Annotated in this window: 17 protein-coding genes and 1 pseudogene; 17 read left to right on the top strand and 1 reads right to left on the bottom strand. The window is 65.1% G+C overall.

Features of this window, described 5'->3' with window-relative positions:
* The first annotated feature begins 573 nt into the window (after positions 1-573).
* The 5 genes from ACGLYG10_RS07580 (at position 574) to ACGLYG10_RS07560 (ending at position 5,921) form a co-directional block, all read left to right on the top strand.
* Positions 574-1,791, top strand: coding sequence for an ABC transporter substrate-binding protein (locus ACGLYG10_RS07580; RefSeq protein WP_083565743.1), 1,218 nt, complete (start codon positions 574-576; stop codon positions 1,789-1,791).
* A 221-nt stretch (positions 1,792-2,012) separates the two neighbouring features.
* The gene (locus ACGLYG10_RS07575; RefSeq protein WP_073329983.1) at positions 2,013-3,026 is read left to right on the top strand and encodes a siderophore ABC transporter substrate-binding protein; all 1,014 of its coding nucleotides are present in this window, start codon (positions 2,013-2,015) and stop codon (positions 3,024-3,026) included.
* Entirely contained in the window at positions 3,023-4,042 is a 1,020-nt protein-coding gene (locus tag ACGLYG10_RS07570; RefSeq protein WP_083565742.1) for an ABC transporter permease, read from the top strand. The genes ACGLYG10_RS07575 and ACGLYG10_RS07570 overlap by 4 nt, the downstream gene beginning before the upstream one ends.
* Positions 4,043-4,044: 2 nt before the next feature.
* Positions 4,045-5,172, top strand: a complete 1,128-nt coding sequence (locus ACGLYG10_RS07565) for an iron chelate uptake ABC transporter family permease subunit (RefSeq protein ID WP_083565741.1) — start codon at positions 4,045-4,047, stop codon at positions 5,170-5,172.
* Complete coding sequence (locus ACGLYG10_RS07560; protein ID WP_073329979.1) at positions 5,169-5,921, top strand: iron ABC transporter ATP-binding protein; 753 nt, start codon at positions 5,169-5,171, stop codon at positions 5,919-5,921. Before ACGLYG10_RS07565 ends, ACGLYG10_RS07560 begins: the two co-directional genes overlap by 4 nt.
* 773 nt (positions 5,922-6,694) lie before the next feature.
* Here ACGLYG10_RS07560 and tkt read toward each other — a convergent pair.
* Positions 6,695-8,779, bottom strand: coding sequence for a transketolase (gene tkt, locus ACGLYG10_RS07555; RefSeq protein WP_073329975.1), 2,085 nt, complete (start codon positions 8,777-8,779; stop codon positions 6,695-6,697).
* A 423-nt stretch (positions 8,780-9,202) separates the two neighbouring features.
* Between tkt and ACGLYG10_RS07550 the strand changes: the two genes are divergently transcribed.
* From ACGLYG10_RS07550 to ACGLYG10_RS07500, 12 genes and pseudogenes are all read left to right on the top strand, one after another.
* Positions 9,203-10,237 (top strand): autoinducer 2 ABC transporter substrate-binding protein, encoded by a 1,035-nt coding sequence (locus ACGLYG10_RS07550; RefSeq protein ID WP_073329970.1) that lies wholly within the window; start codon positions 9,203-9,205, stop codon positions 10,235-10,237.
* 95 nt (positions 10,238-10,332) lie between these two features.
* The gene (locus ACGLYG10_RS07545) at positions 10,333-11,850 is read left to right on the top strand and encodes a sugar ABC transporter ATP-binding protein (RefSeq protein ID WP_083565739.1); all 1,518 of its coding nucleotides are present in this window, start codon (positions 10,333-10,335) and stop codon (positions 11,848-11,850) included.
* Positions 11,851-11,915: 65 nt separating this feature from the next.
* Positions 11,916-12,863 (top strand): ABC transporter permease, encoded by a 948-nt coding sequence (locus ACGLYG10_RS07540; RefSeq protein WP_234416049.1) that lies wholly within the window; start codon positions 11,916-11,918, stop codon positions 12,861-12,863.
* A complete protein-coding gene (locus ACGLYG10_RS07535; protein ID WP_073329958.1) occupies positions 12,860-13,924 on the top strand; it encodes an ABC transporter permease in 1,065 nt (354 codons plus the stop codon). Before ACGLYG10_RS07540 ends, ACGLYG10_RS07535 begins: the two co-directional genes overlap by 4 nt.
* Positions 13,925-13,939: 15 nt before the next feature.
* A pseudogene (locus ACGLYG10_RS16985) lies at positions 13,940-14,083 on the top strand (LacI family DNA-binding transcriptional regulator); the annotation flags it as partial.
* 48 nt (positions 14,084-14,131) lie between these two features.
* On the top strand, positions 14,132-14,947 hold the full coding sequence (locus tag ACGLYG10_RS07530) for a LacI family DNA-binding transcriptional regulator (RefSeq protein WP_244542619.1): 816 nt from the start codon (positions 14,132-14,134) through the stop codon (positions 14,945-14,947).
* A 55-nt stretch (positions 14,948-15,002) separates the two neighbouring features.
* Positions 15,003-15,959, top strand: coding sequence for a sugar phosphate isomerase/epimerase family protein (locus tag ACGLYG10_RS07525; RefSeq protein WP_073329948.1), 957 nt, complete (start codon positions 15,003-15,005; stop codon positions 15,957-15,959).
* A gap of 821 nt (positions 15,960-16,780) precedes the next feature.
* Positions 16,781-17,263 (top strand): PTS sugar transporter subunit IIA, encoded by a 483-nt coding sequence (locus tag ACGLYG10_RS07520; protein ID WP_199912550.1) that lies wholly within the window; start codon positions 16,781-16,783, stop codon positions 17,261-17,263.
* Between the two features lie 49 nt (positions 17,264-17,312).
* Positions 17,313-17,606 (top strand): PTS sugar transporter subunit IIB, encoded by a 294-nt coding sequence (locus tag ACGLYG10_RS07515; RefSeq protein WP_073329936.1) that lies wholly within the window; start codon positions 17,313-17,315, stop codon positions 17,604-17,606.
* A 1-nt stretch (position 17,607) separates the two neighbouring features.
* Positions 17,608-18,984 (top strand): PTS galactitol transporter subunit IIC, encoded by a 1,377-nt coding sequence (locus tag ACGLYG10_RS07510; RefSeq protein WP_073329933.1) that lies wholly within the window; start codon positions 17,608-17,610, stop codon positions 18,982-18,984.
* 100 nt (positions 18,985-19,084) lie between these two features.
* Positions 19,085-19,756, top strand: coding sequence for a class II aldolase/adducin family protein (locus ACGLYG10_RS07505; RefSeq protein ID WP_073329927.1), 672 nt, complete (start codon positions 19,085-19,087; stop codon positions 19,754-19,756).
* Positions 19,757-19,785: 29 nt separating this feature from the next.
* Positions 19,786-20,793 (top strand): dihydroxyacetone kinase subunit DhaK, encoded by a 1,008-nt coding sequence (locus ACGLYG10_RS07500; protein WP_073329922.1) that lies wholly within the window; start codon positions 19,786-19,788, stop codon positions 20,791-20,793.
* Positions 20,794-20,795 lie beyond the last annotated feature (2 nt).

Genomic DNA, 20,795 nt, shown 5'->3' with positions numbered 1-20,795 from the left:
AAGGGCTCGTCCAGTATTTCGCTGCGGTGTCAGACGGGACAAGGGGTGGGGGCACGCGGGAAGTGTGTGATTCGTTATCAGGCTCTTACGGTTTGAGGATGTGGTGGGCGGCGTCGGTCGCAGCCCACGCTGCATGCCGGCGCTCCAGAGTCGGTCCGCACGCAAGAGCCGCCCGAGCAGACCTGGCTGAATCCCGTTTTCCCTTGGAAATAAGCGGAAATCACTTCTCCGGCAGAGTCCGGTGACACTGCTCCAGTGTGCAACGAGCCATTCGCTGCACACAGGAGCAGTGTCATGACACTCGGTCTGCAAGCCAAATCCGCACTATCATGCGGATCCCGCCCTGGCGTTTACTTCTCGAGTGTGCAGACCCACGACGGGAGCTCGAACAACGCCGTTCAACCGGCCGCTGCCACTCCCGGTGCCACTATCCGGGCGTGCGGACATGTGGAGATTGCTTGGTCGCCGTGAGCCGCGAGCAACCTTGCCGCACGGCCTCCTCGCATAGGAAAATGCCCTCGACCGAGGCCCGGGCGCCCGGTGCCGGGGCCGTGACCGAAGGGAAGAACGTCTTTGGCCGATTCCGCCGATTCTGCCGGTTCTACCGACCTCGCCCGCGGCACCGAGCGGCGTCGCGCCAGTTCCGCCGCCCGCACCGGTGCCTGCCGCCTGAGCCGCCGCACCCTCCTGGCAGGTGCCGCCGCCGCGGGTGCCGCCGTACTGCTGGCGGCCTGCGCCTCCGGCGGCAGCAGCACGGCGGGGCCATCCGCCGCCGCGGGCAACGCCTCACAGGGAGCCACCGAATCCTTCCCCATTACCATTGCCCACACCTATGGCTCCACCACGATTGCGGCCGAGCCGACTCGCATCGTGGCCATCTCCACCGTCGACGCCGATGTGGTCATCTCCCTAGGCGTGGTCCCCCTGGGTATGCCCGCCGTCGCTGCGGACGCCGACGGCGAGGAGGCCTACCCCTGGACCACCGCAGGACTCGAAGCGCTGGGCGCCGGCTGGGACACCGTCGCCGCGCCCACCCTGTACGCCGCGGCGGAAGATGTCGACGTTGACGCGGTCGCTGCGCTTGAACCCGACCTGATCCTCGGTGTGCACTCGGGCATGAGTGAAGACGAATACGCGCGCCTGTCCGCCGTCGCTCCGACCCTGGCCTACCCGGCCGATGCCTCCGCCTACGAGGCCTCCTGGGAGGCGGTGACCGTCGCCGTCGGCAGGGCGCTGGGGCGCTCCGCCGCCGCCGAGGCCCTGGTCAATACCACCACCGATGTGCTGACCACCGCTCGTACCTTGAATCCGGCTCTGTCCGGTGCCACCTACGCGGCGGTCGCGCTAGATGCGAGCGGCCCCTCCATCACCGTGTACACCGAGGTCGATACGCGCTCGCAGGTGCTGCGCCAACTGGGCCTGACCCTCGCGCCTGCAGCCCAGGCGGCGGAGGGGGCCGCGGGAGCGGTCGCCGCGAACTATCCGCTCAGCGAGGCCGAGGAGTTGGAAGCCGACCTGTTGTGGGCTCAGGTGGGCGGCGACGGCGCCGTGGACGCCGTCAAGGCGGACCCCCAGTTGGAGAAGATTCCGGCCGTCGCCAACGGCACGGCCCTGTTCGTCGCCGACGAGGTCGCCGCCATGAGCCTGGCGGCGGCCTCCCCGCTGTCACTGCCGTGGTGCTGCGAGAACCACGTGCCCGACATCGTCGCCGCCGTCGAGGCGAGCCGGGGCGCCGCAACGGCGTCGCCGAGTGCCACTGCGAGTGCCGGCGCTTCGGCCTCGGCGTCGTGAACCGGCACGCCGCCACATCAACCGACCTCGGGATGTAACTTCCACCGACCTCGGCGGTTGCTTCGAGCGGCCTCGGGGCGAGATAGGGCTTGCCGTTCGCCTCCACGGCGACATAGGTTAGCCATACATAGGTGAACCTGACCTAAGTTCAGTGGGTTGGCGGAAGCCTGTGCCTCTCGCGTGGACCGTGCCGCGCGAGCCCTACCATCCTGAAGGAAGACATGTCTCGCAAACTCCCTGCGCTCCTGGCGCTGTCGGCGACCGTGAGCCTCGCCCTCGCCGGCTGCTCCGGCAGTACCGATTCCGCGTCCACCTCCGCGGCCTCAGACGCCGCCTCTACCTCCGTGTCCCAGGCATCCTCGGTCACCATCGAGGACAATCACGGCAGCGTCGAGGTGTCCTTGCCCGTCCAGCGGGCGGCCTCCACCGACAACCGCACCTTCGAGGTCCTCGCCGACTGGGATGTGCCGCTGGTCGCCGTGCCCAAGGGGGTCATGCCCTCCACCGTGACCGCATACGACGGCGACGACGTCGCCGACATCGGCAACCACCGTGAGCCCGACCTGGAGGCCCTGGCTGCGGCCGACCCCGATCTGGTGATCGTCGGCCAGCGCTTCTCCGACCAGTATGACTCGATCGCCGAACTGACCCCCGATGCCGCCCTACTCGACCTCGAGCCCCGCGACGGTGAGCCCTTAGACGCCGAACTCGAGCGCCAGGTGACCGACCTGGGGCAGGTGTTCGGCAAGGAGGCCGAGGCCGATCAGCTCATCGCCGACTTCGAGGACGCCCTGGAGCGCGCCAAGAACGCCTACGACGGCTCCTCCACGGTCATGGCCGTGATCGTCTCCGGCGGAGAGATCGGCTACTCCGGGCCCACCACCGGACGCACCTGGGGGCCGCTGTTCGACCTGCTTGAGCTGGAGCCCGCCCTCGAGGTAGAGGGCTCCACCGATGACCACCAGGGCGACGACGTCTCCGTGGAGCAGATCGCCGAGTCCAACCCGGACTGGATCTTCGTAATGGACCGCGACGCCGCCATCACTGCGGACGACCCGAATTACACGCCCGCCGCGGATGTGATCGCGGGCAACGCCGCGCTGCAGAATGTCACGGCGGTGACCTCCGGGCAGATCGTCTACGCCCCGGATGACACCTACACCAACGAGTCGATCATCACCTACACCGAGATCCTCAACTCGATTGCCGATGCCTTCGAAGGGGCACAGAACTGAGCACCCGGCAGCTCTCAAGGTCGGGCGCGCCGCCCAGTGACGCGACCGATACCGCCGCCCGCACCCGCGAGCCCCTGGTCAGCCGGGGGCTCGCGGTCGGGCTGCTGGCGGTACTGGCCCTGCTGGGCCTAAGCCTGGCTACCGGCCAGTACTCCATCCTGTCCCACGCGGACGGCTGGGAGATGTTCCGCAACGTCCGCGTCCCCCGCACGCTCGCGCTGGTTTTGGCCGGGGCCGCCATGAGCATGTCCGGCCTGGTCATGCAGCTGATCACCCAGAACCGATTCGTGGAGCCGACCACCACCGGCACCACCGAATGGGCCGGCCTGGGCCTGTTGACGGTGATGGTGGTCTTCCCGCGCGCCAGCGTGTTGGGGCGAATGGCCGGCGCCGTCACCGCCTCATTCATCGGCACCATGGTGTTCTTCCTGCTGCTGCGCCGGGTCTCCCTGCGCTCCTCGCTGCTGGTGCCGATCATCGGCATGATGCTGGGGGCGGTGGTCAGCGCGGTGTCTACCTTCTTCGCGCTTCAGACCGACATGCTGCAATCCCTGGGCGTGTGGTTCCAGGGCAGCTTCACGTCGGTGTACCGGGGCCAGTACGAGGTGATGTGGATCGTGGTGGCGGTCGTGGCGGCGATCTTCTACTACGCCGACCACCTGACCGCCGTTGGCCTGGGGGAGGACGTCGCCACGAACATCGGCGTCGACTACCGGCGCACGGTGCTGATCGGCACCGGGCTGGTGGCCGTGGCCACGGGCACCGTCACCGTGGTGGTCGGCTCGCTGCCCTTCCTGGGGTTGATCGTCCCCAACCTGGTGTCCATGCGCCGTGGGGACGACCTGCGCTCCAACCTGCCCTGGGTGTGCTTGGTGGGGATCGGCTTGATCACCGCCTGCGACCTGCTCGCTCGTACCGTCATCGCCCCCTTCGAGATACCGGTGTCCGTGATTCTCGGCCTGGTGGGGGCCGCGGTGTTCATCGCCCTGATCATCCGCCAAACCGGGAAGGGCTGAGCATGAGTCTCGGAGCTTCCGCCGCGCCGACCGCGGGCCGCCCCGACGTCGGCCCGACCACCCGCAGCGCCGGCACGACGCCGGGCGCCCCCACCGACGCCGACGCGGCCACGCGCAGTCCCGCCGTCGTCCGCCGCTCCGGCGCCTTCCCTAACCCGGCTGCCCGCCGTCGCTGGTGGCTGACCTACCTGGCGGTCACCGGCCTGGCGGTCTGCTTCGCCGTCGGCCTGCTGGTGTGGAAGAACCCGATGGAACCGGGCAGCCGCGGCTTCTGGCTCATCGCCCAGCGGCGCCTGGACGCCGTAGTCGCCATGATCGTGGTGGCCGTATGCCAGGCCATGGCCACCGTCGCCTTCCAGACCGCAACCGGCAACCGCATCATCACGCCGTCGCTCATGGGATTCGAGTCCCTGTACCGGACCATCCAGACCGCCACCATTTTCTTCTTCGGGGCCACCGGCCTGGCCGCCACCCGTACTGCGTCCATGTTCGCCCTGCGGCTGGCGCTCATGGTGGGGCTGTCCCTGCTGCTGTACTCCTGGCTGCTGACCGGCGGCGCGCGCAACCTGTACTCGATGCTGCTGATCGGCGTCGTGATCGGCTCGGCCCTGGGGAGCCTGACCACCTTCATGCAGCGCCTGCTCACGCCCAGCGAGTTCGACCTGCTCTCCGCCCGACTGTTCGGCTCCATCGCCAATGCCGACCCCGACTACTACCCGATCGCCATCCCCCTGGCGGTGGTGGCGAGTGCCGCACTGCTGGCGTACTCGCGCCGGCTCAATGTGCTCGCCCTGGGGCGGGACACCGCCACCACTCTGGGGCTGAACCACACCCGCGCCACCATCGCCGTGTTGGTGCTGGTCTCGGTGCTCATGGCCACTTCGACGGCGCTGGTCGGCCCCATGACCTTCCTCGGCTTCCTGGTGGCGACCCTGTCCTACCAGCTGTCGGGCACCTACGACCACCGCTACCTGTTCCCCATGGCTGCCAGCCTGGGACTGCTCGTGCTCACGGGCGCCTACTTCGTCATGCGGCACATGTTCTACGCCCAGGGCGTCGTCTCCATCATCATCGAGCTGGTGGGCGGCTCGGTGTTCCTCGTCGTCGTGCTCAGAAAGGGGCGCCTGTGATCGAACTGGACCGGGTGCGCAAGGTCTACAACCCCGAGGTTGTCATCGGGCCGGTCAGCCTGGAGCTGCCCGCCGGCGGGATCACCGCCTTCATCGGCCCCAACGGGGCGGGCAAGTCCACCCTGCTGACCATGGTGGGGCGGCTGCTGGGCATTGACGAGGGCGCCGTGCGTGTGGCCGGGCTGGATGTGTCCTCCACCAAGTCGGCGGACCTGGCCCGGGTGCTGTCCATCCTGCGGCAGGAGAACCACTTCATCACCCGGCTCACCGTGCGTCAACTGGTGGGCTTCGGGCGCTTCCCCTATTCCCACGGGCGGCTCACGGCCGACGACGAGCGCATCATCTCCCGCTACATCGACTTCTTCGCTCTGGGCGACTTGGAGGGGCGTCACCTGGATGAGCTGTCCGGCGGGCAGCGGCAGCGCGCCTACGTGGCCATGGTGCTGTGCCAGGAGACCGACTACGTGCTGCTGGACGAGCCCCTGAACAACCTCGACATCGCCCACAGCGTGGAGATGATGAACCACCTGGAGCGCGCCGCGAAGGAATTCGGCCGCACCGTGCTGATCGTGCTGCACGACATCAACTTCGCGGCCCGCTACGCCGACCGCATCTGCGCCCTGAAGGACGGGAGCGTGTTTCGCTTCGGCCCGCCGGCGGAGATCATGCGCGACGACGTGCTCACCGCCGTCTTCGGCACCCCCATCCAGGTGATCGAGGGCCCATCGGGGCCGCTCGCCTGCTACTAGGTCTGTTGTGTAAGTGCTTGGGTGGCGGTGTGTGGTTTTTGAGCCGGTCAGTTGGACCGCTGTTCCCCCGGTTGGACCCCTGTTCCCCCGTTGGACCGCCGTAGCCGCCGGTTACAGCGGTCCAACGGGGCGTGGGCGGTCCAACCGGGGCGTGGGCGGTCCAACCGGGGCGTGGGCGGTCCAACCGGGGCGTGGGCGGTCCAACCGGGGCGTGGGCGGTCCAACCGGGGCGTGGGCGGTCCAACCGGGGCGGTGCAAGACCCACTCGCCCCCTTCGACGGGCGCACACAGCCCACTCAAGCTGGGGCGCCGTAGCCACCAGATACGACGAACTCGCCATCCGCTACCAGACCACCACCCACATCGCCAGCACCGACCCACCGGCACAAACGACTCACACAACACGACCTAGGTGCGGGCACACCGGCGGTGCCCGGCGCGTTCCGCGGTCGGGGGTCGCAGTGCACGACCTCGGGCCGCATTTCACGACCTCGGGCCGCACTGCACGACCTCGGTGTGCTTTCCACGACCACCCCGGGGTCGTGCAACGTACACCAAGGTCGTGGAACAACGCCGGGGGTCGTGGAATGCGGCCCGGTGCGTCTTGAGCGGGAGCGTCGAGACCGGGTGGGTAGACATGCCGAACGGGCGTGGGCGAGCGCACCGGCTGAGGCAGGTGGCTCACCCACGCCATGGCGGACGTTCGTCAAGCGCGGGCGAACCGCCGGCAAAGGTCGTCCGCCCGCGCCTCAGCGAAGTGAGGGAGTGGTTCGTCAGGCGCGAGCCAGGGCGTCGCGTACCCGCGCCGCCACCGCCTCGCCGGTGAAGCCATACTCCTCGAACAGCTGCGCGCCGGGCGCAGAGGCGCCGAAGTGGTCCAGGGAGACGATCTCACCGTCTGCGCCGACCACCTCACGCCAACCCATGGCAATGCCCGCCTCCACCGAGACCCGCACGCCCGCCTCGGGCAGCACCGAGGCCCGGTAGGCCTCGTCCTGCTGGGCGAACCACTCCAGGCAGGGGGCGGAGACCACGCGGGTGGGCGTGCCCTCGGCCTGCAGCACCTCGCGGGCGTCCATGGCGACGCCCACCTCGGAGCCGGTGGCGATCAGGATCGCCGCGGGGGCGACCTCGGCGCCGGCGGCGTCGGTGGCCTCGGCCAGCACGTAGGCGCCACGGCCGACGCCGGCGCGGGCGGTCTCGGCGTCGGCGTGCACGGTCAGGTTCTGCCGAGACAGCACGATTCCGGCCGGGCCCTCCGGGCGGCGCAGGATCTCCGCCCAGGCGGCTGCCGTCTCATTGGCGTCGGCGGGACGGACGACGGCGAGTCCGGGGATGGCGCGCAGCGCGGCCAGGTGCTCGATCGGCTGGTGGGTGGGGCCGTCCTCGCCCACGCCGATGGAGTCGTGCGTCCAGACGAAGATGGAGCCCAGGCCCATCAGCGCCGCCAGGCGCACGGCGGGACGCATGTAGTCGGAGAACACCATGAAGGTGCCGCCGTACGGGCGGGTCAGGCGGTCCAGGGCGATGCCGTTGAGGATCCCGCCCATGGCGTGTTCACGGATGCCGAAGTGCAGCGTGCGCCCGTAAGGGCCATCGCCGTCGGCCTGGGCCAGGTCGGCGGGCAGGAAGGAGGGCTCACCGGCCATGGTGGTGTTGTTCGAGCCGGCCAGGTCGGCCGACCCGCCCCACAGCTCCGGGGCGACCGGCGCCAGGGCCGTCAGTGTCTTGCCGGAAGCGGCGCGGGTGGCCAGGGCCTCCCCGACCTCCCACACCGGCAGTGCGGCGTCCAGACCCTCATCCAGCTTGCCGGCGCGCAGGCGCTCCAACAGGGCGGCCTGCTCGGGGGAGTTCTGCTGCCAGGCGGCCAGGCGGGCGTCCCAGTCGGCGCGGGCGGCCGCGGCGCGCTCGGCGGCGTGCGAGCGGGTGAAGGCGACGACGTCGTCGGGCAGCTGGAAGGTAGCCTGCGGGTCCAGGCCCAGGGCGGTCTTCAGCCCGGCCAGCTCCTCGGCGCCGAGCTTGGCGCCGTGGGAGGACTCCGACCCTTGCTTGGTGGGGGAGGGCCAGGCGATGATCGTGTGCAGGCGGATCATGGTGGGCCGCTTGGTCTCGGCGCGGGCGGTCACCAGCGCCTCGTGCAGGGCCTGCAGGTCCTCGTGGTAGGTGCCGCCGGCCTTCCAGTCGACGTCGAGCACCTGCCAGCCGTAGGCCTCGAAACGGGCGGAGGGATCTTCGGTGAAGGAGATGTCGGTGTCGCCCTCGATGGAGATGTCGTTGTCGTCGTAGATGGCGATCAGGTTGCCCAGCTGCAGGGTGCCGGCCAGGGAGGCGGCCTCGGAGGCGACGCCCTCCTGCATACAGCCGTCGCCCATGATCGTGTAGACGAAGTGGTCGAACAGGGAGGTGCCGTCGGCGGCATCGGGCTCGAACAGGCCGTGCTCGCGGCGGGCCGCCATGGCCAGTCCGACGGCGTTGGAGAAGCCTGCGCCCAGCGGACCGGTGGTGGTCTCGATGCCGGGGGTGTGCCCGTACTCGGGGTGTCCGGGCAGGCCGGCGGAGGAGCGGAAGTGGGTGAACCCCTCCACCGGGATGTCGTAGCCGGTCAGGAACAGCTGGCAGTACTGCAACAGGGAGGCATGCCCGGCGGACAGGACGAAGCGGTCGCGGCCGAGCCAGTTCGGGTCGGACGGGTCGTGGCGCAGTTCGTGCTGGTAGAGCAGGTGTGCCACGGGCGCCAACGAGATCGCAGTGCCGGGGTGACCGGAGCCCGCCGCCTCCACGGCGTCGGCGGCCAGCGCCTTGGCGACGTTGATGGCCTTGAGGTCGAGGTCGGTGAGCGCGAGGGGCTCGGTGGTCATGGACTAACTCCTTTGTCGGTTGTCTGTGCGACAGGCGCTGTGATTGGTTTTCGCCCGGCCGGTGGTGTGTCCGCCGGAGTCGCTAAACGCATCATCCCCGTTGGCGGGGCGGGCTAGCAAGACGTGCTGCTGCACATCGGTGCAGGTGCCGTCCCTGGAGTCGCCGTTCGTGCTGCGCCGATTTGCGGCATGAGCGCGGGAGGTTGCTCCTGAACGGCGGCCGTCGGATCCGCACCAGTTGAATGTATCACGATCAGACAAACCTCGCCGGGGCGATGCTCGCGAAGTGACCTGTTGACACGTCCGTGTCTCCTGGTGCACACTGGATCACGCCACACTTTTGAACCGGTCCAAAGAGGGATCGGTGCAGCCAGTCGCATGCTCATCGGGGAGCTTGTGGGAACGTGGCGATGGAGGACAGACATGAAACATCGTCTAGGTATGGCAGCGGCGGCAGGCGCCACATGCCTCGCGCTGGCAGTCGCAGGTTGCGCCGGCGGTAACGGCGGAGGCTCGTCGAGCGGAGCCGGCGGCGGCACAGCCGACGGAACATCGGTTTCCGTTGCATTCGTGCCTAAGATCCAGGGTATTCCCTTCTTCGAGGCCATGAATACCGGCGGCGCCGACGCCGCCGAGGAATTCGGCTTCAACTGGGTCTATTCAGGACCGAACACGGCTGATCCCGCCGCGCAGAGCGAAGTTGTTCGTTCTTTGATGCAGCAGAAGGTGGACGCGCTGCTGATTGCGCCCAACGACCCCGACTCCATGGCGCCCTTGATCACCGAGGCCCAAGACCAAGGAATAAAGGTCGGAACGGCGGACACGGACGCCTCGTCGTCTTCGCGCGAAGTATTCGTGACTCAAGCCACGGAGGAGGCTATTGGCACGGCACTGCTGGAACAAATGGCGGAGCCGATTGACGGAGAGGGGCAGATCGCGATCGTGTCGTGCGGCCAGACCGCGGCCAACCTCAACGCGTGGATCGAGGTGTTCAAGGACAAGGCCGCCACCGACTATCCAGACATGGAGATTGTCGACACCGTCTATGCCGATGAGGACCAAGCGAAGGCCGTCACCATGGCCAAGAACCTTATCAACGCATATCCGGACCTCAAGGGACTGGTCGGGGTCTGTACAACGTCCGCACCCGGGGTTGCGCAGGCGGTACAGGAGTCTGGCAAGACGGGTGAGATCGCCACGGTTGGCGTTGGAACGCCGCAGGCCATGCTGCCGTACCTAGAGGACGGTTCGGCAAGCTCATCGGTGCTGTGGGACGTTGAGAACCTCGGATATCTGACGGCATGGGCCGGCTGGAAGCTGGCACAGGGCGAGTCCTTCGAAGCAACTCAGGACGTGGGCAGGATTCCCGGCGTGACGTACGACGAGGCGTCGCAGACACTGGTCATGGGAGAACCTTTGATTCTGACCGAGGAGAACGCGGGGGACTACGACTACTGACTCGCTTCGTGAACCATGGTGTGCGCGGTCGCCACGGTCGCGCACACCATGGGGAGCATGGGGGGGCGAATATGCCGAAGACTGGAAGTGAAGACATGCCTTCCGAAGAGCAAATACTGGAGGTTCGGGGAGTCGACAAGCGTTACGGCGGCGTTCATGCGCTTCGGAACGTCAACTGGTCTGTTCGTGCCGGCGAGGTACACGGACTGGTTGGTGAGAACGGAGCGGGGAAGTCTACCCTGATAAAAATGATCAGCGGGGCCGAGACCCCGGACCGGGGCGCCGTGCTAATACATGGGCAACCGATCGTTCTAGGGGATACGCAGTCCGCGCTCGCCGCAGGAGTGTCGCCGGTGTATCAGGAGCCAGAGCTGTTTGCCGACCTGTCCGTGGCCGAAAACATATTCCTAGGCCGCGAGGAGACCCGTATGGGCCGGGTCGACTGGACGAGTCAGCAAAAGACAGTCGAAAGGCTACTGAGTCGCCTGAAGCTGGACCCCGAAATCATGCACAGTCGGGTTGGAGATCTTCCCGTAGGGGAGCAGCAGTTGGTATCCATAGCGAAGGCATTCGCAGTGGACGTCCGCCTGCTCATCCTGGATGAGCCGTCGGCCATCCTAACGAATACGGAGATCGAGCGCCTATTCGATATTATCAGGGGCCTGCGCGACGAAGGCATAGGCGTGATATATATATCGCACAGATTGGACGAGTTGGGGCGCATCACCGATAGGATCACCGTAATGCGTGACGGTTCCGTCATTGGGACTTACGCCACCGAGGAGATGTCTCCGGCCAAGATCGCGCAGGCCATGGTGGGCGACAAGTTCGAGATCGCCGATCGTTCAGACAGGCGCAGTGCCGCGACCGACGACGTCGTGCTAGAAGTCTCATCCCTCGCGCAGGGAAAACGGCTCGACAATGTCAGCTTTCAGCTGCATCGAGGCGAAATCGTCGGTGTGTACGGCCTCATTGGTTCGGGCACGACGGAGCTTGCGCGCGTTCTCTTCGGTGTTACTCCCCCCGACGGCGGCGATATCAGGGTCAAAGGCGAACTGGTGCGGATACGTTCACCACGGAGTGCCATGCGACTGGGCCTGGCCATGCTCCCCAGAAACCGGAAACTGCAGGGCGTGTTTCAGCCCAAGAGCCTCGCCTTCAATGTCTCCGCCAGTCACCTGCCGTTCTTCTCCCGCCTGGGCATATTCGATGACCGACACGAGCGGAGAACGACGGGCGATCTGATTCGCAGGTTGGGTATTAAGGCGCCGGGTCCCTCGACTCCGGTAGGCGCATTGTCCGGCGGTAATCAACAGAAGGTCGTTATGGGGCGTCAACTGGTAGAGGTGCCCGACATCCTGCTGGCCGAGGAGCCCACTCAGGGCGTGGATGTAGGCGCAAAGTCTGAAATACACCAGTTGATCCTGGATCACGCGGCCGAGGGGCATTCGGCAATAGTGTTCTCAACCGATTTGGACGAGATCCGTTTCCTGGCGGACCGGATCCTCGTTATGAGACATGGTGAGATATCGGCCGAGTTAAATGGCGACGTGTCTGCAGTCACCTTGCTGAGCGCCGCATCGGGAGAGCTTGAGAGCGAGGGCGCGAGATGAGTCCGTCAGCAACTGGTCGGAGTGTTGGTGCGGCACGATGGCCCAGGCGCCGGGGACGCCGGCCTTTGATCGAGGGCCAGGAAATGGTTCTCGTCGTCGTGATTGCGCTGCTGTGGCTGGTCATGGGAGTGACGACGCCGACCTTCGTCGAGCCGTCCAGCGTATTTGCGATCTTCTACACGGTCGCGCCGATTGCTCTCATAGGCATCGCTATGACGCCGATCATGTGTGCCGCCGGTATCGACGTGTCGGTTGGATCCGGCCTCGCGGTAGTGATGGTGGTGGTATCAAAGCTCATACGTGACTTCGATATCAATGCTCCTGTCGCGATTGCGGTGGCGCTGCTGGTCGGCAGCGCGTTGGGCGTCGTCAATGCCACTCTCATAGCGTTCGGACGAGTTCCGGCGATGGTGTGCACGTTCGGCACGCTGAACGTTTTTCGCTATGTAGCGCTGCAGGTGTTCGGTGAAACTCAGGTCGCCGGCGTCCCGGGCACTCTCGGCTTTTTGGGCGGGAGTATCTCGCGTGCACGCTTTCTGGGGTTGCCCAACGCGATGTGGCTTGCGATCGTACTGACCGCGATCGTATGGGTGTACATGAGACACTGGGCGACTGGCCGCCACATATACGCGATTGGCAATGACGCCGACGCCGCTCGGCTTGCAGGCGTTAAGGTCAGGCGTCGCATATTCATGTTGTACGTGTTCTGCGGCGCCATGGTAGGGCTGGCTGCTGTCGTGTCGGTCGGCAGCGGAGGTCTTATCCAGCAGAATGTCGGTATCGGGATGGAGATGTCGGTGATCGCGGCGTGCGTTATCGGCGGAACTTCCGTCATCGGGGGACGCGGAACGGTACTGGGAACATTGTTGGGCGCCGTATTGGTCGGAAGTGTTCAGGCGGCGGTCATCCACCTTCACCTGCCGACTGAGATTACGCAACTATTTGTCGGCATCATCATACTAATCGCGGTGGGCGTGGATCTACTGCGTCAGGCGAGGAGGGCCAGGTCATGACAGTGCCTGCTACGGACGGTGTATTCGAGGAACGCGAGTCTGTGCCTGCACGAGTTCTGCGCGTTCTCCTGACCGAGAGGACCGCGGCGCTCGCGCTGCTCACGGTCCTGCTGGTCATCATGTTCTCGGCGCTGGGAAGAGGGGGCTATCTATTCGCAGACTTCGACGCCGCCTATATGGCGTCGTCCCTACAATCGCTGGTTCCCGTCGCGCTTCTGGCGCTGGCCGAGATGTTCGTCATTATCTCCGGGTACTCGGGCATCGATCTTTCGGTTGGCGCTATCGTGTCATTGGCCGGAATGCTCTTCGGCCACTTGATACAGAATGTGGGAGTCCCGCTCGTGCCGGCGGTAGTATGCACGGTAGTCGCGGGCGGTCTGTTGGGAGCAGTCAATGGCGTGCTCGTAGGGTATCTCAAATTCCCCCCGCTTATTGCCACTCTGGCGACGCAATACGCTTACGCCTCAATCGCCATGGTGGTCTCAGGGTCTGCACCGATCTCCGGCGACAAGATCACGGCGGCAAACGGTGTTCTCACCGGACGCGTCGCGTTGTTCGGCCTCATGATCCCGACGCAGGTACTCACGATACTGGTTCCAAGCGTGCTTATTTCATGGCTGCTGCTGGACCGCATGACGTGGGGGCGGTCTCTCTTGGCCGTTGGAACCAACGCGACGGCGGCGCGCTATGCGGCTCAGAATGTGCGCGCAATTCGAGGTTCGTCCTATATGGTATCGGGCCTGCTGTGTGGCCTTGCCGCGGTAGTCAATGTCGCTCAGTACGCCTCGGCGAGGCCGGATGCGGGTACCGCGGGTAACGGCATGGCGCTGACCGCCATCACGATAGCGGCGCTCGGCGGTGTGTTGATCCAGGGGGGATTCGGCAGAGTGAGCGGCGTCGTCATGGCGGCGGTGCTGATCACGTGGCTGAACGCAGGACTGCTTATTTCGATGGAGGGTTCCGCCGGGTCGAGGTCGCAACTGCTCGCCCTCGGCGCCGTACTTATTTGTTCCATCCTGGTGAATAGTTACGCGGCGCGCCGGTATCAACTACGGAGCTGATCAGAGTTGGGCACGGTGCGTGGCGGAAGGCTGAAGATCCGGGAGGTGGCGAGGCTCGCGGGCGTCTCGGTCGGTACGGTCTCAAACGTAATCAACCACCCGGAGCGGGTTTCGGATGGATTGCGCAGGCGTGTGGAGAGTGTATTGGAGGAGAGCGGTTTCAGCCCAGATCCTACGGCCCGCGCACTCAGCCTGGGACGCTCGTCCATGATCGGTGTGGTCTTCTTCGATATTTCCAACCCGTTCTTCGCCGAGGCTGCCCATCAATTGAGTCGTTTGTTCGAGAATCTTGGCTGTTCCATGGTGCTGGCGGAAACCGATCAGGTCGCGGAGATTGAGAGCCGGGTACTTCGCAACATGGAACGGGCCGGCGTCGACGCCGTGATCGTGTGCTCCACCGGCGCCTGCTGGGATGACTTGTCTCGGCTACGTGACCGCGGTGTTCCAGTGGTGTTGATGGCGCAGCGTAGCGAGCGCCCGGGCTTCCCGTCGGTCGGCATCAACGATTACGACGGCATGCGGAAGGTGGCAGGTCACCTTTGGGGGCGCGGCCTGCGCAGGTTCAGCTTCGTGAACGAGCCGGTACAGGCGACTCAGCACAAGGACCGCTGGCGCGGCTTCTCGGACGAGCTTGTGGCTCGCGGCATGCGTGTGGAGGACGTCGATGTTCAGTGGGCCTCCGGTCCCACCTGGGATGGCGGCTACGAGGTTGCGCGGCACGTCATGTCTCGTCCGAGCGCGTTGTGGCCGGATGCTTTCGTTTGTCTTAATGACCACCTCGCCATGGGTGTTTCAAAGGCTGTCACGGATGCCGGCCTGACGGTTGGTCGCGACGTATGTGTGTCCGGTTTCGACGACGTGCCGTATGCGTCTGTGCTGGGTGTTCCGCTCACCACGATACGACAGCCGATTGCGGGCATTTGCGAGTACATTGCTCGGGAGATAGGTGACTTCTTGAATGGGGAGGGGGCGGTGTCGGGCCGCACTTTTGATGCGGAGCTCATCGTGCGGCAGTCAGCGTAGTGGTCGATTCAGGTTTCATGTGTGGTGTTTTTCGATCGAGTTAGGAGTTGTGTAGATGTTGTCGGAGCAGAATGTTGATCGCTGGAAGCGCGAGCTTGTCGAGCAGTATCTCGCGGCGAAGCGGGCGGACCCCGAACGGTTCGAGCCCAGGCTGAATTTGTCGTGGTCGAACTGGGGATTCGGGCTGGAGGAGCTCGAGCGTTCCGCCGAGAGACTGGCGTCCAATGGCGTTACGTACATCGAGCTTCACGGAAATCATTATGGACCTTCTCTGGGGTATGAGGTCGAAGAGACTCGTGCGGTTCTCCGTCAGTACGGGCTGCAGACCTCAGGGGTCTGTGGCATGTTTTCGGATGACAATGACTTGTCTTCGAATCGCCCCGTTTGTCAGCAGGCCGCGCTCGATTATATTGAGCGGGAAGTTGAGTTCACGCATGCAATGGGTGGCTATTACTTGCTAGTGGTTCCGGCCTCCGTTGGGCGAGCCGACGCCTACGACGCGTATGAATTTGAACGCTCGGTGTTGGCTCTTAAACGAGTCGCGCACGTGTTCAGCGAGCAGGGGGTCAAGGCTGCGATCGAACCCATTCGGTCCGCGGAGACCTCGATCGTGCATACGGTCGCAGATGCTTTGGACTACATTGGCGCGGTTGATTCGCCTGGTGTCCAGTGCATCAATGGAGACGTGTATCACATGCAGGTGGAGGAGCAGTACATCCCGAAGGCGATACTCGAGGCGGGGGACAGGCTGGTCAACTTGCACCTTGCCGATTCGAATAGGCGTGCATTGGGTGACGGTTCGCTCGACCTGGATGCGGTCATTATGGCTGCGTATCTTGTTGGGGCCAACTCCGAGGGCAGGTTCATGACCCCTGAGCCCCTCGGTCCTGGTGCGGGGCCGTATCCCGCTCGCAATGGTGTGCCCGACGTTCCGGCGCTCGATCGACTCGTGCATGACACGGTGGGCTACTTCCGTGAGCGCGAGGACGCGGTTCGTTCGATGAGCGCCTGACACCGCGCTCCTTCGGAGGTCCGTCGACAATGGCGTCGGCGGACCTCCGTAGGAGCTTTTCCGCTTGGGGATACGGTTTCTGGGACCCGCGGGTGGCGTCCTGCTCGATCTGTTGGGGCGCTACAGGGCGCCATCGAGGAACGCGACATCCGCTTGGTGGCGTCCTGCTCGATCTGTTGGGGCGCTACAGGGGCGGAGGCGTGCATTCTGCTGCGGCGCGGGTACCTCCGCATCACCGGCCGTTGTATATGGCCGTGGCAGAGCGACGCACCCCGGTGCGCGGTCGTAGAGCGCCCGCGCTGCGACTTGGCGCCGTCGACGTGTCAACAACGCGGGCGGACGACGTCGACAACAATGAAGACGTTCTCATGTTCCAGGCGACGGCCCGGCCACTTCGGCTACGTCCTCATGCCCCGGATACGTCTTCTCGCGCCCGAGTGCCGGGCCGCGTCGCTGTCACGTCCTGAACCGCCACGACGCCGCCGACCTGTACCCGTGACCCGGGGATCGATACCCCGGAGACAGCGGAAGGCTGTCCTTCCCCGCATTCGCCGTCCCGACTGGCTTCGAATTGGCGGAACCGGGCTACGCCCACCTTGAGATGCTGAACAGATGTTCATTGTGTCCTGTGGAAGATGCCAGGGTAAAGGCCGAAGAATCGCTCGAATATGGGGCGTCGCAGGCTCCTCCCGGAGGGGTCGGTGGTTCATTTGGCGAACATATGTTCACGTGACTTCTGTTCGTTGGTGGGCTGCCGCGCTATTTTCCGGGGTGTCCGGACCGTGTCCGGGCTCTGGTACTCGATGACGAGACTCAAGGAGATGGCAGACATGCGGCTGGATCTGCTCAAACGCGACCTGGTTCGCCTCGACTGGGAGGTGAAGGACCAGGAGGACTTCTTCGACCGGATCTCGGCGGAGCTCCTGCGCGCGGGCTACATCAAGGATTCCTTCTGCGAGGCGCTGGCAGAGCGAGAACGCAAGTATCCGACGGCGCTCCCGACCTCGCCGGAGGCGGTTGCGATCCCCCACTCCGACGTCGAACACATCGTCAAGCCCTTCATCGCATCGGTGCGCCTGGCCAGGCCGATTGACTGGCGGGAGATGGGTAACGACGACGTCATCCATCCGGTGCGCTTCATCTTCGTCCTCGGCTTCGTACAGGAGGACCGCCACGTGGAGGTACTGCAAATCATGCTGCAGGCCTTCCAGGACCCGGTCTTCATGGAACGGCTGAGCGAGGCACAGAGCCCGGACGAGTACTACCGGGTGCTTTCCGACATGTCAGGCCTCGAGGCCGCGTGAATCGGGCGTTCCCATACCCATACCCACCCATCCACAAGGAGAAGTCATCATGACTGCGAAAGTAATCGTCGCCTGCGGCAGTGGCGTCGCCACCTCCCAGACCGTGGCCAGCAAGGTCAACCGTCTGCTGAAGGAGGCGAGGGTCGACGCCGACGTCCAGGCCGTCGACCTCAAGTCCGTCGACCGCCACCTGACCGACGCCGCCGCCTACATCACCATCGTGCGGGAGAACAAGCCGCGCTCCGTGCCCGTCATCAACGGGATCGCGTTCCTCACCGGCATGGGGCAGGATCAGGAGCTGGCCAAGCTGATCGAGGCCATCAAGGCCTCCGGGAGCAACTGACATGCAAGTCCTTCAGAGCTCCGTCAACTTCCTGCTGTCGCTCGGGGCCGCCATCTTCGTCCCGATCATTATCATCATCGCCGGGCTGATCGTCCGGATGAAGATCAAGGACGCCATCTCTGCGGGCATCACCCTGGGTGTGGCCTTCTCCGGCATGACCATGCTCATCAGTTACATGACCGAGGCCATCACGCCGGCCGCTCAGGCCATGTCGGACACGATCGGTGTGGATCTGCCCATCACCGACGGCGGGTGGACGACGATGTCCACGATTTCCTGGTCGTGGCCGTACGCCTTCCTCATGTTCCCACTGGTGATCGGCATCAACATTGCGCTGATCCTGTTCAAGCAGACCGAGACCTTCAACGCGGACCTGTGGAACGTGTGGGGCAAGATCTTCACCGCCGTCGCCGTCTACTACATCACGGGAATGGTGTGGCTGGCCTTCGTCATCGCGGCCATTCAGGTGGTCTTTGAGCTGAAAACGGCCGACTTCCACCAGCATCGGGTCGAAACCATGTCCGGTATCCCGGGGGTGACGATTACCCACCGCATGGTGTTCCTGGCTGCCCCGATGTACCCGATCGACTGGCTGCTGCGCAAGATCCCCGGACTCGACCGCTCGTTCAACGCCGCCGACCTGCGCGACAAGCTCGGTATTTTCGCCGAGAACCACGTCCTGGGGTTCATCCTCGGCATCCTGTTCGGCATTCTGGCCCGCTTCGACGTGGCCGCCATTTTGACGCTCGGCATTCAGGCCGCGACGGCGCTGACCCTGTTCCCGGTCATCTCCAAGTACTTCATGCAGGCACTCGAGCCGATCTCGAACGCCATCTCCGAGTACATGCAGAAGCGCTTCAACGACCGCCAGCTGTTCGTCGGACTCGACTGGCCCTTCCTCGGTGGCGCCAACGAAATCTGGATTGCCGTCATCTGGACCATCCCGGTGACCCTGGCATACGCGTTCTTCCTCCCCGGCAACGGCATCCTCCCCTTCGCCGGCATCATCAACATCTGCATCGCGGTGGCGGCCTACTTCGCCAGCAAGGGGAACATCATCCGGATGCTCATCCAGTGCACGATCTTCGCACCCGTGTTCCTGTGGGCGGGCACCGCCTTCGCCCCATTCATGACCGAGTTGGCCAACTCCACCAAGGCTGTGGAGCTGTCCGCCGGGCAGATGATCTCCAACTCCTCCATCGACGCGCCGATCTTCACTTATGCGCTGTCCCACCTCATGCAGTTCCTCGACGGGAACTTCATTCCGCTGCTCATCTTCGTGGTCTGGCTGATCTGCTTCGTCCTGTACTCGCGCAGTCTGATCAAGGAGCGCAACGAGGCGCGCGCGGCCGCCGCGGAGGCCGGTGCCGCCGCCTGAGGCGGCTGACTCCACGTGACGACGGCGGTCCCCCCCCGCCGTCGTCACGGCCCCGATGAACACCAAAGAATCCAATGAAACCAGAAAGTAGGACATACCCATGCTTGAAACCCTGAAGAAGGAACTATGCGAGATCGCCAAGCGGGCGCAGCACGACGGGCTGTGCAAGCACAAGTCCGGCAACTTCTCCATCCGAGACTCCGAGACCGGTCTGCTGGTCGCCTCGCCCACCAGCCTGGACCGCGATTTGATGACCCCGCGTGACGTGGTGGTCATGGACCTCGATGCCCACGTCGTCGAGAACGAGTCCGGCCTGCGACCGACCAGTGAGGTGCTCATGCACCTGGAGATATACAAGGAGCGTCCCGAGGTGGCCGCCATTGTGCACACGCACTCGGTCTACGCCACCTCGTTCGCGCTGCTGAACAAGCCGATCCCCGCCATTGTCTACGAGGTCGCCAACCTGGGACTGAGCCGGGCGCGCATCCCCGTGGCCCCATACGGCCGCCCCGGCACGCCCGAGCTGGCCGCCTCGGTGCGTCAGGCGGTGCGTGAGGCGGACTGCGTGCTGCTGGAGAAGCACGGCACCGTCGCCGTCGACTCCCGCAATCTCTACGAGGCCTACCTCAAGGCCGCATACATCGAGGAGCTCGCCGAGCTCTACCACCACGCGCTCACGGCGAACCGCGGCGTCGAGCCCGAGCCCTTCGCCACCGAAGAACTCCAGAAGTGGGCGTATCCGTCGGAGATCACCTTCCCCAACCAGCACTGAACCGACCTGTAGAACTCTGGGAGAGAACGATGAAGAAGATTCTCAACAGTGCGGACACCTTCGTCCGCGACACGATGGAGGGCATCGAAGCGGCATACGGCGACCGCGTGGGTCTGCTCGACGGCGACTTCCGAGTGCTCGTCTCACGCTACCCGGCACCGGAGGGCAAGGTAGGCATTGTAACGGCCGGGGGCAGCGGCCACCTGCCTCTGTTCCTCGGCTACGTCGGGCAGGGAATGCTTGACGGATGCGCCGTCGGCGAGGTCTTCGCCTCACCGGCCGCCGAGAAGATGGCCGACATGATCCGCGCCTGTGACCGTGGCGCCGGCGTCCTGTGCCTGTACGGAAACTACAACGGCGATGTCTTCAATTTCCGCATGGCCTGCGAGGATGTCGAGTTCGACGACATCGAGACCCGCCAGCTGCTCGGTCGCGACGACGTCGCCAGTTCCCCGAAGGATCGCGCCGACAAGCGCCGGGGCGTGGCCGGGCTGGTCTACGCGTTCAAGATCGCCGGGGCAGCGGCCGAACGGATGATGACGCTTGACGAGGTCACCGCTGTCACGGCTCGTGCCCTGGACAACATCCGTACCATGGGCGTGGCGCTGTCCCCGTGCATTGTCCCCAAGGTCGGGCAACCGACCTTCACCATTGAGGAGGGGCAGATCGAGATCGGCATGGGCATCCACGGGGAGGCCGGCATCGAAGTGCGTCCCATGATGACCGCAGACGAGATCGCTCGCCTCATCCTTGAGACCATCGAGGCGGACATGCCGCTGAATGCCGGGGACGAGGTTTCGGTGATGATCAACGGTCTGGGCGGCACCCCGCTGGAGGAACAGCTCATCGTGTACCGCTCCGTGCACGCGCGGCTGGCCGAACGCGGAGTCGCGGTGGTGATGCCGCACGTGGGCGAGTTCGCCACGTCGATGGAGATGGCCGGTCTGTCGGTGTCAGTTTTCAAGCTTGACGCAGAACTGAAGGAATTGCTGCGCGCTCCGGCCGCCACGCCCTTCTACACCAACGCGAACAAGTGAGG

This window comes from Actinomyces glycerinitolerans (assembly GCF_900098745.1).
Taxonomy (GTDB): domain Bacteria; phylum Actinomycetota; class Actinomycetes; order Actinomycetales; family Actinomycetaceae; genus Actinomyces; species Actinomyces glycerinitolerans.
Note: the sequence above shows the minus strand (reverse complement) of the source record. Positions and strands in the feature narration are given on the sequence as shown.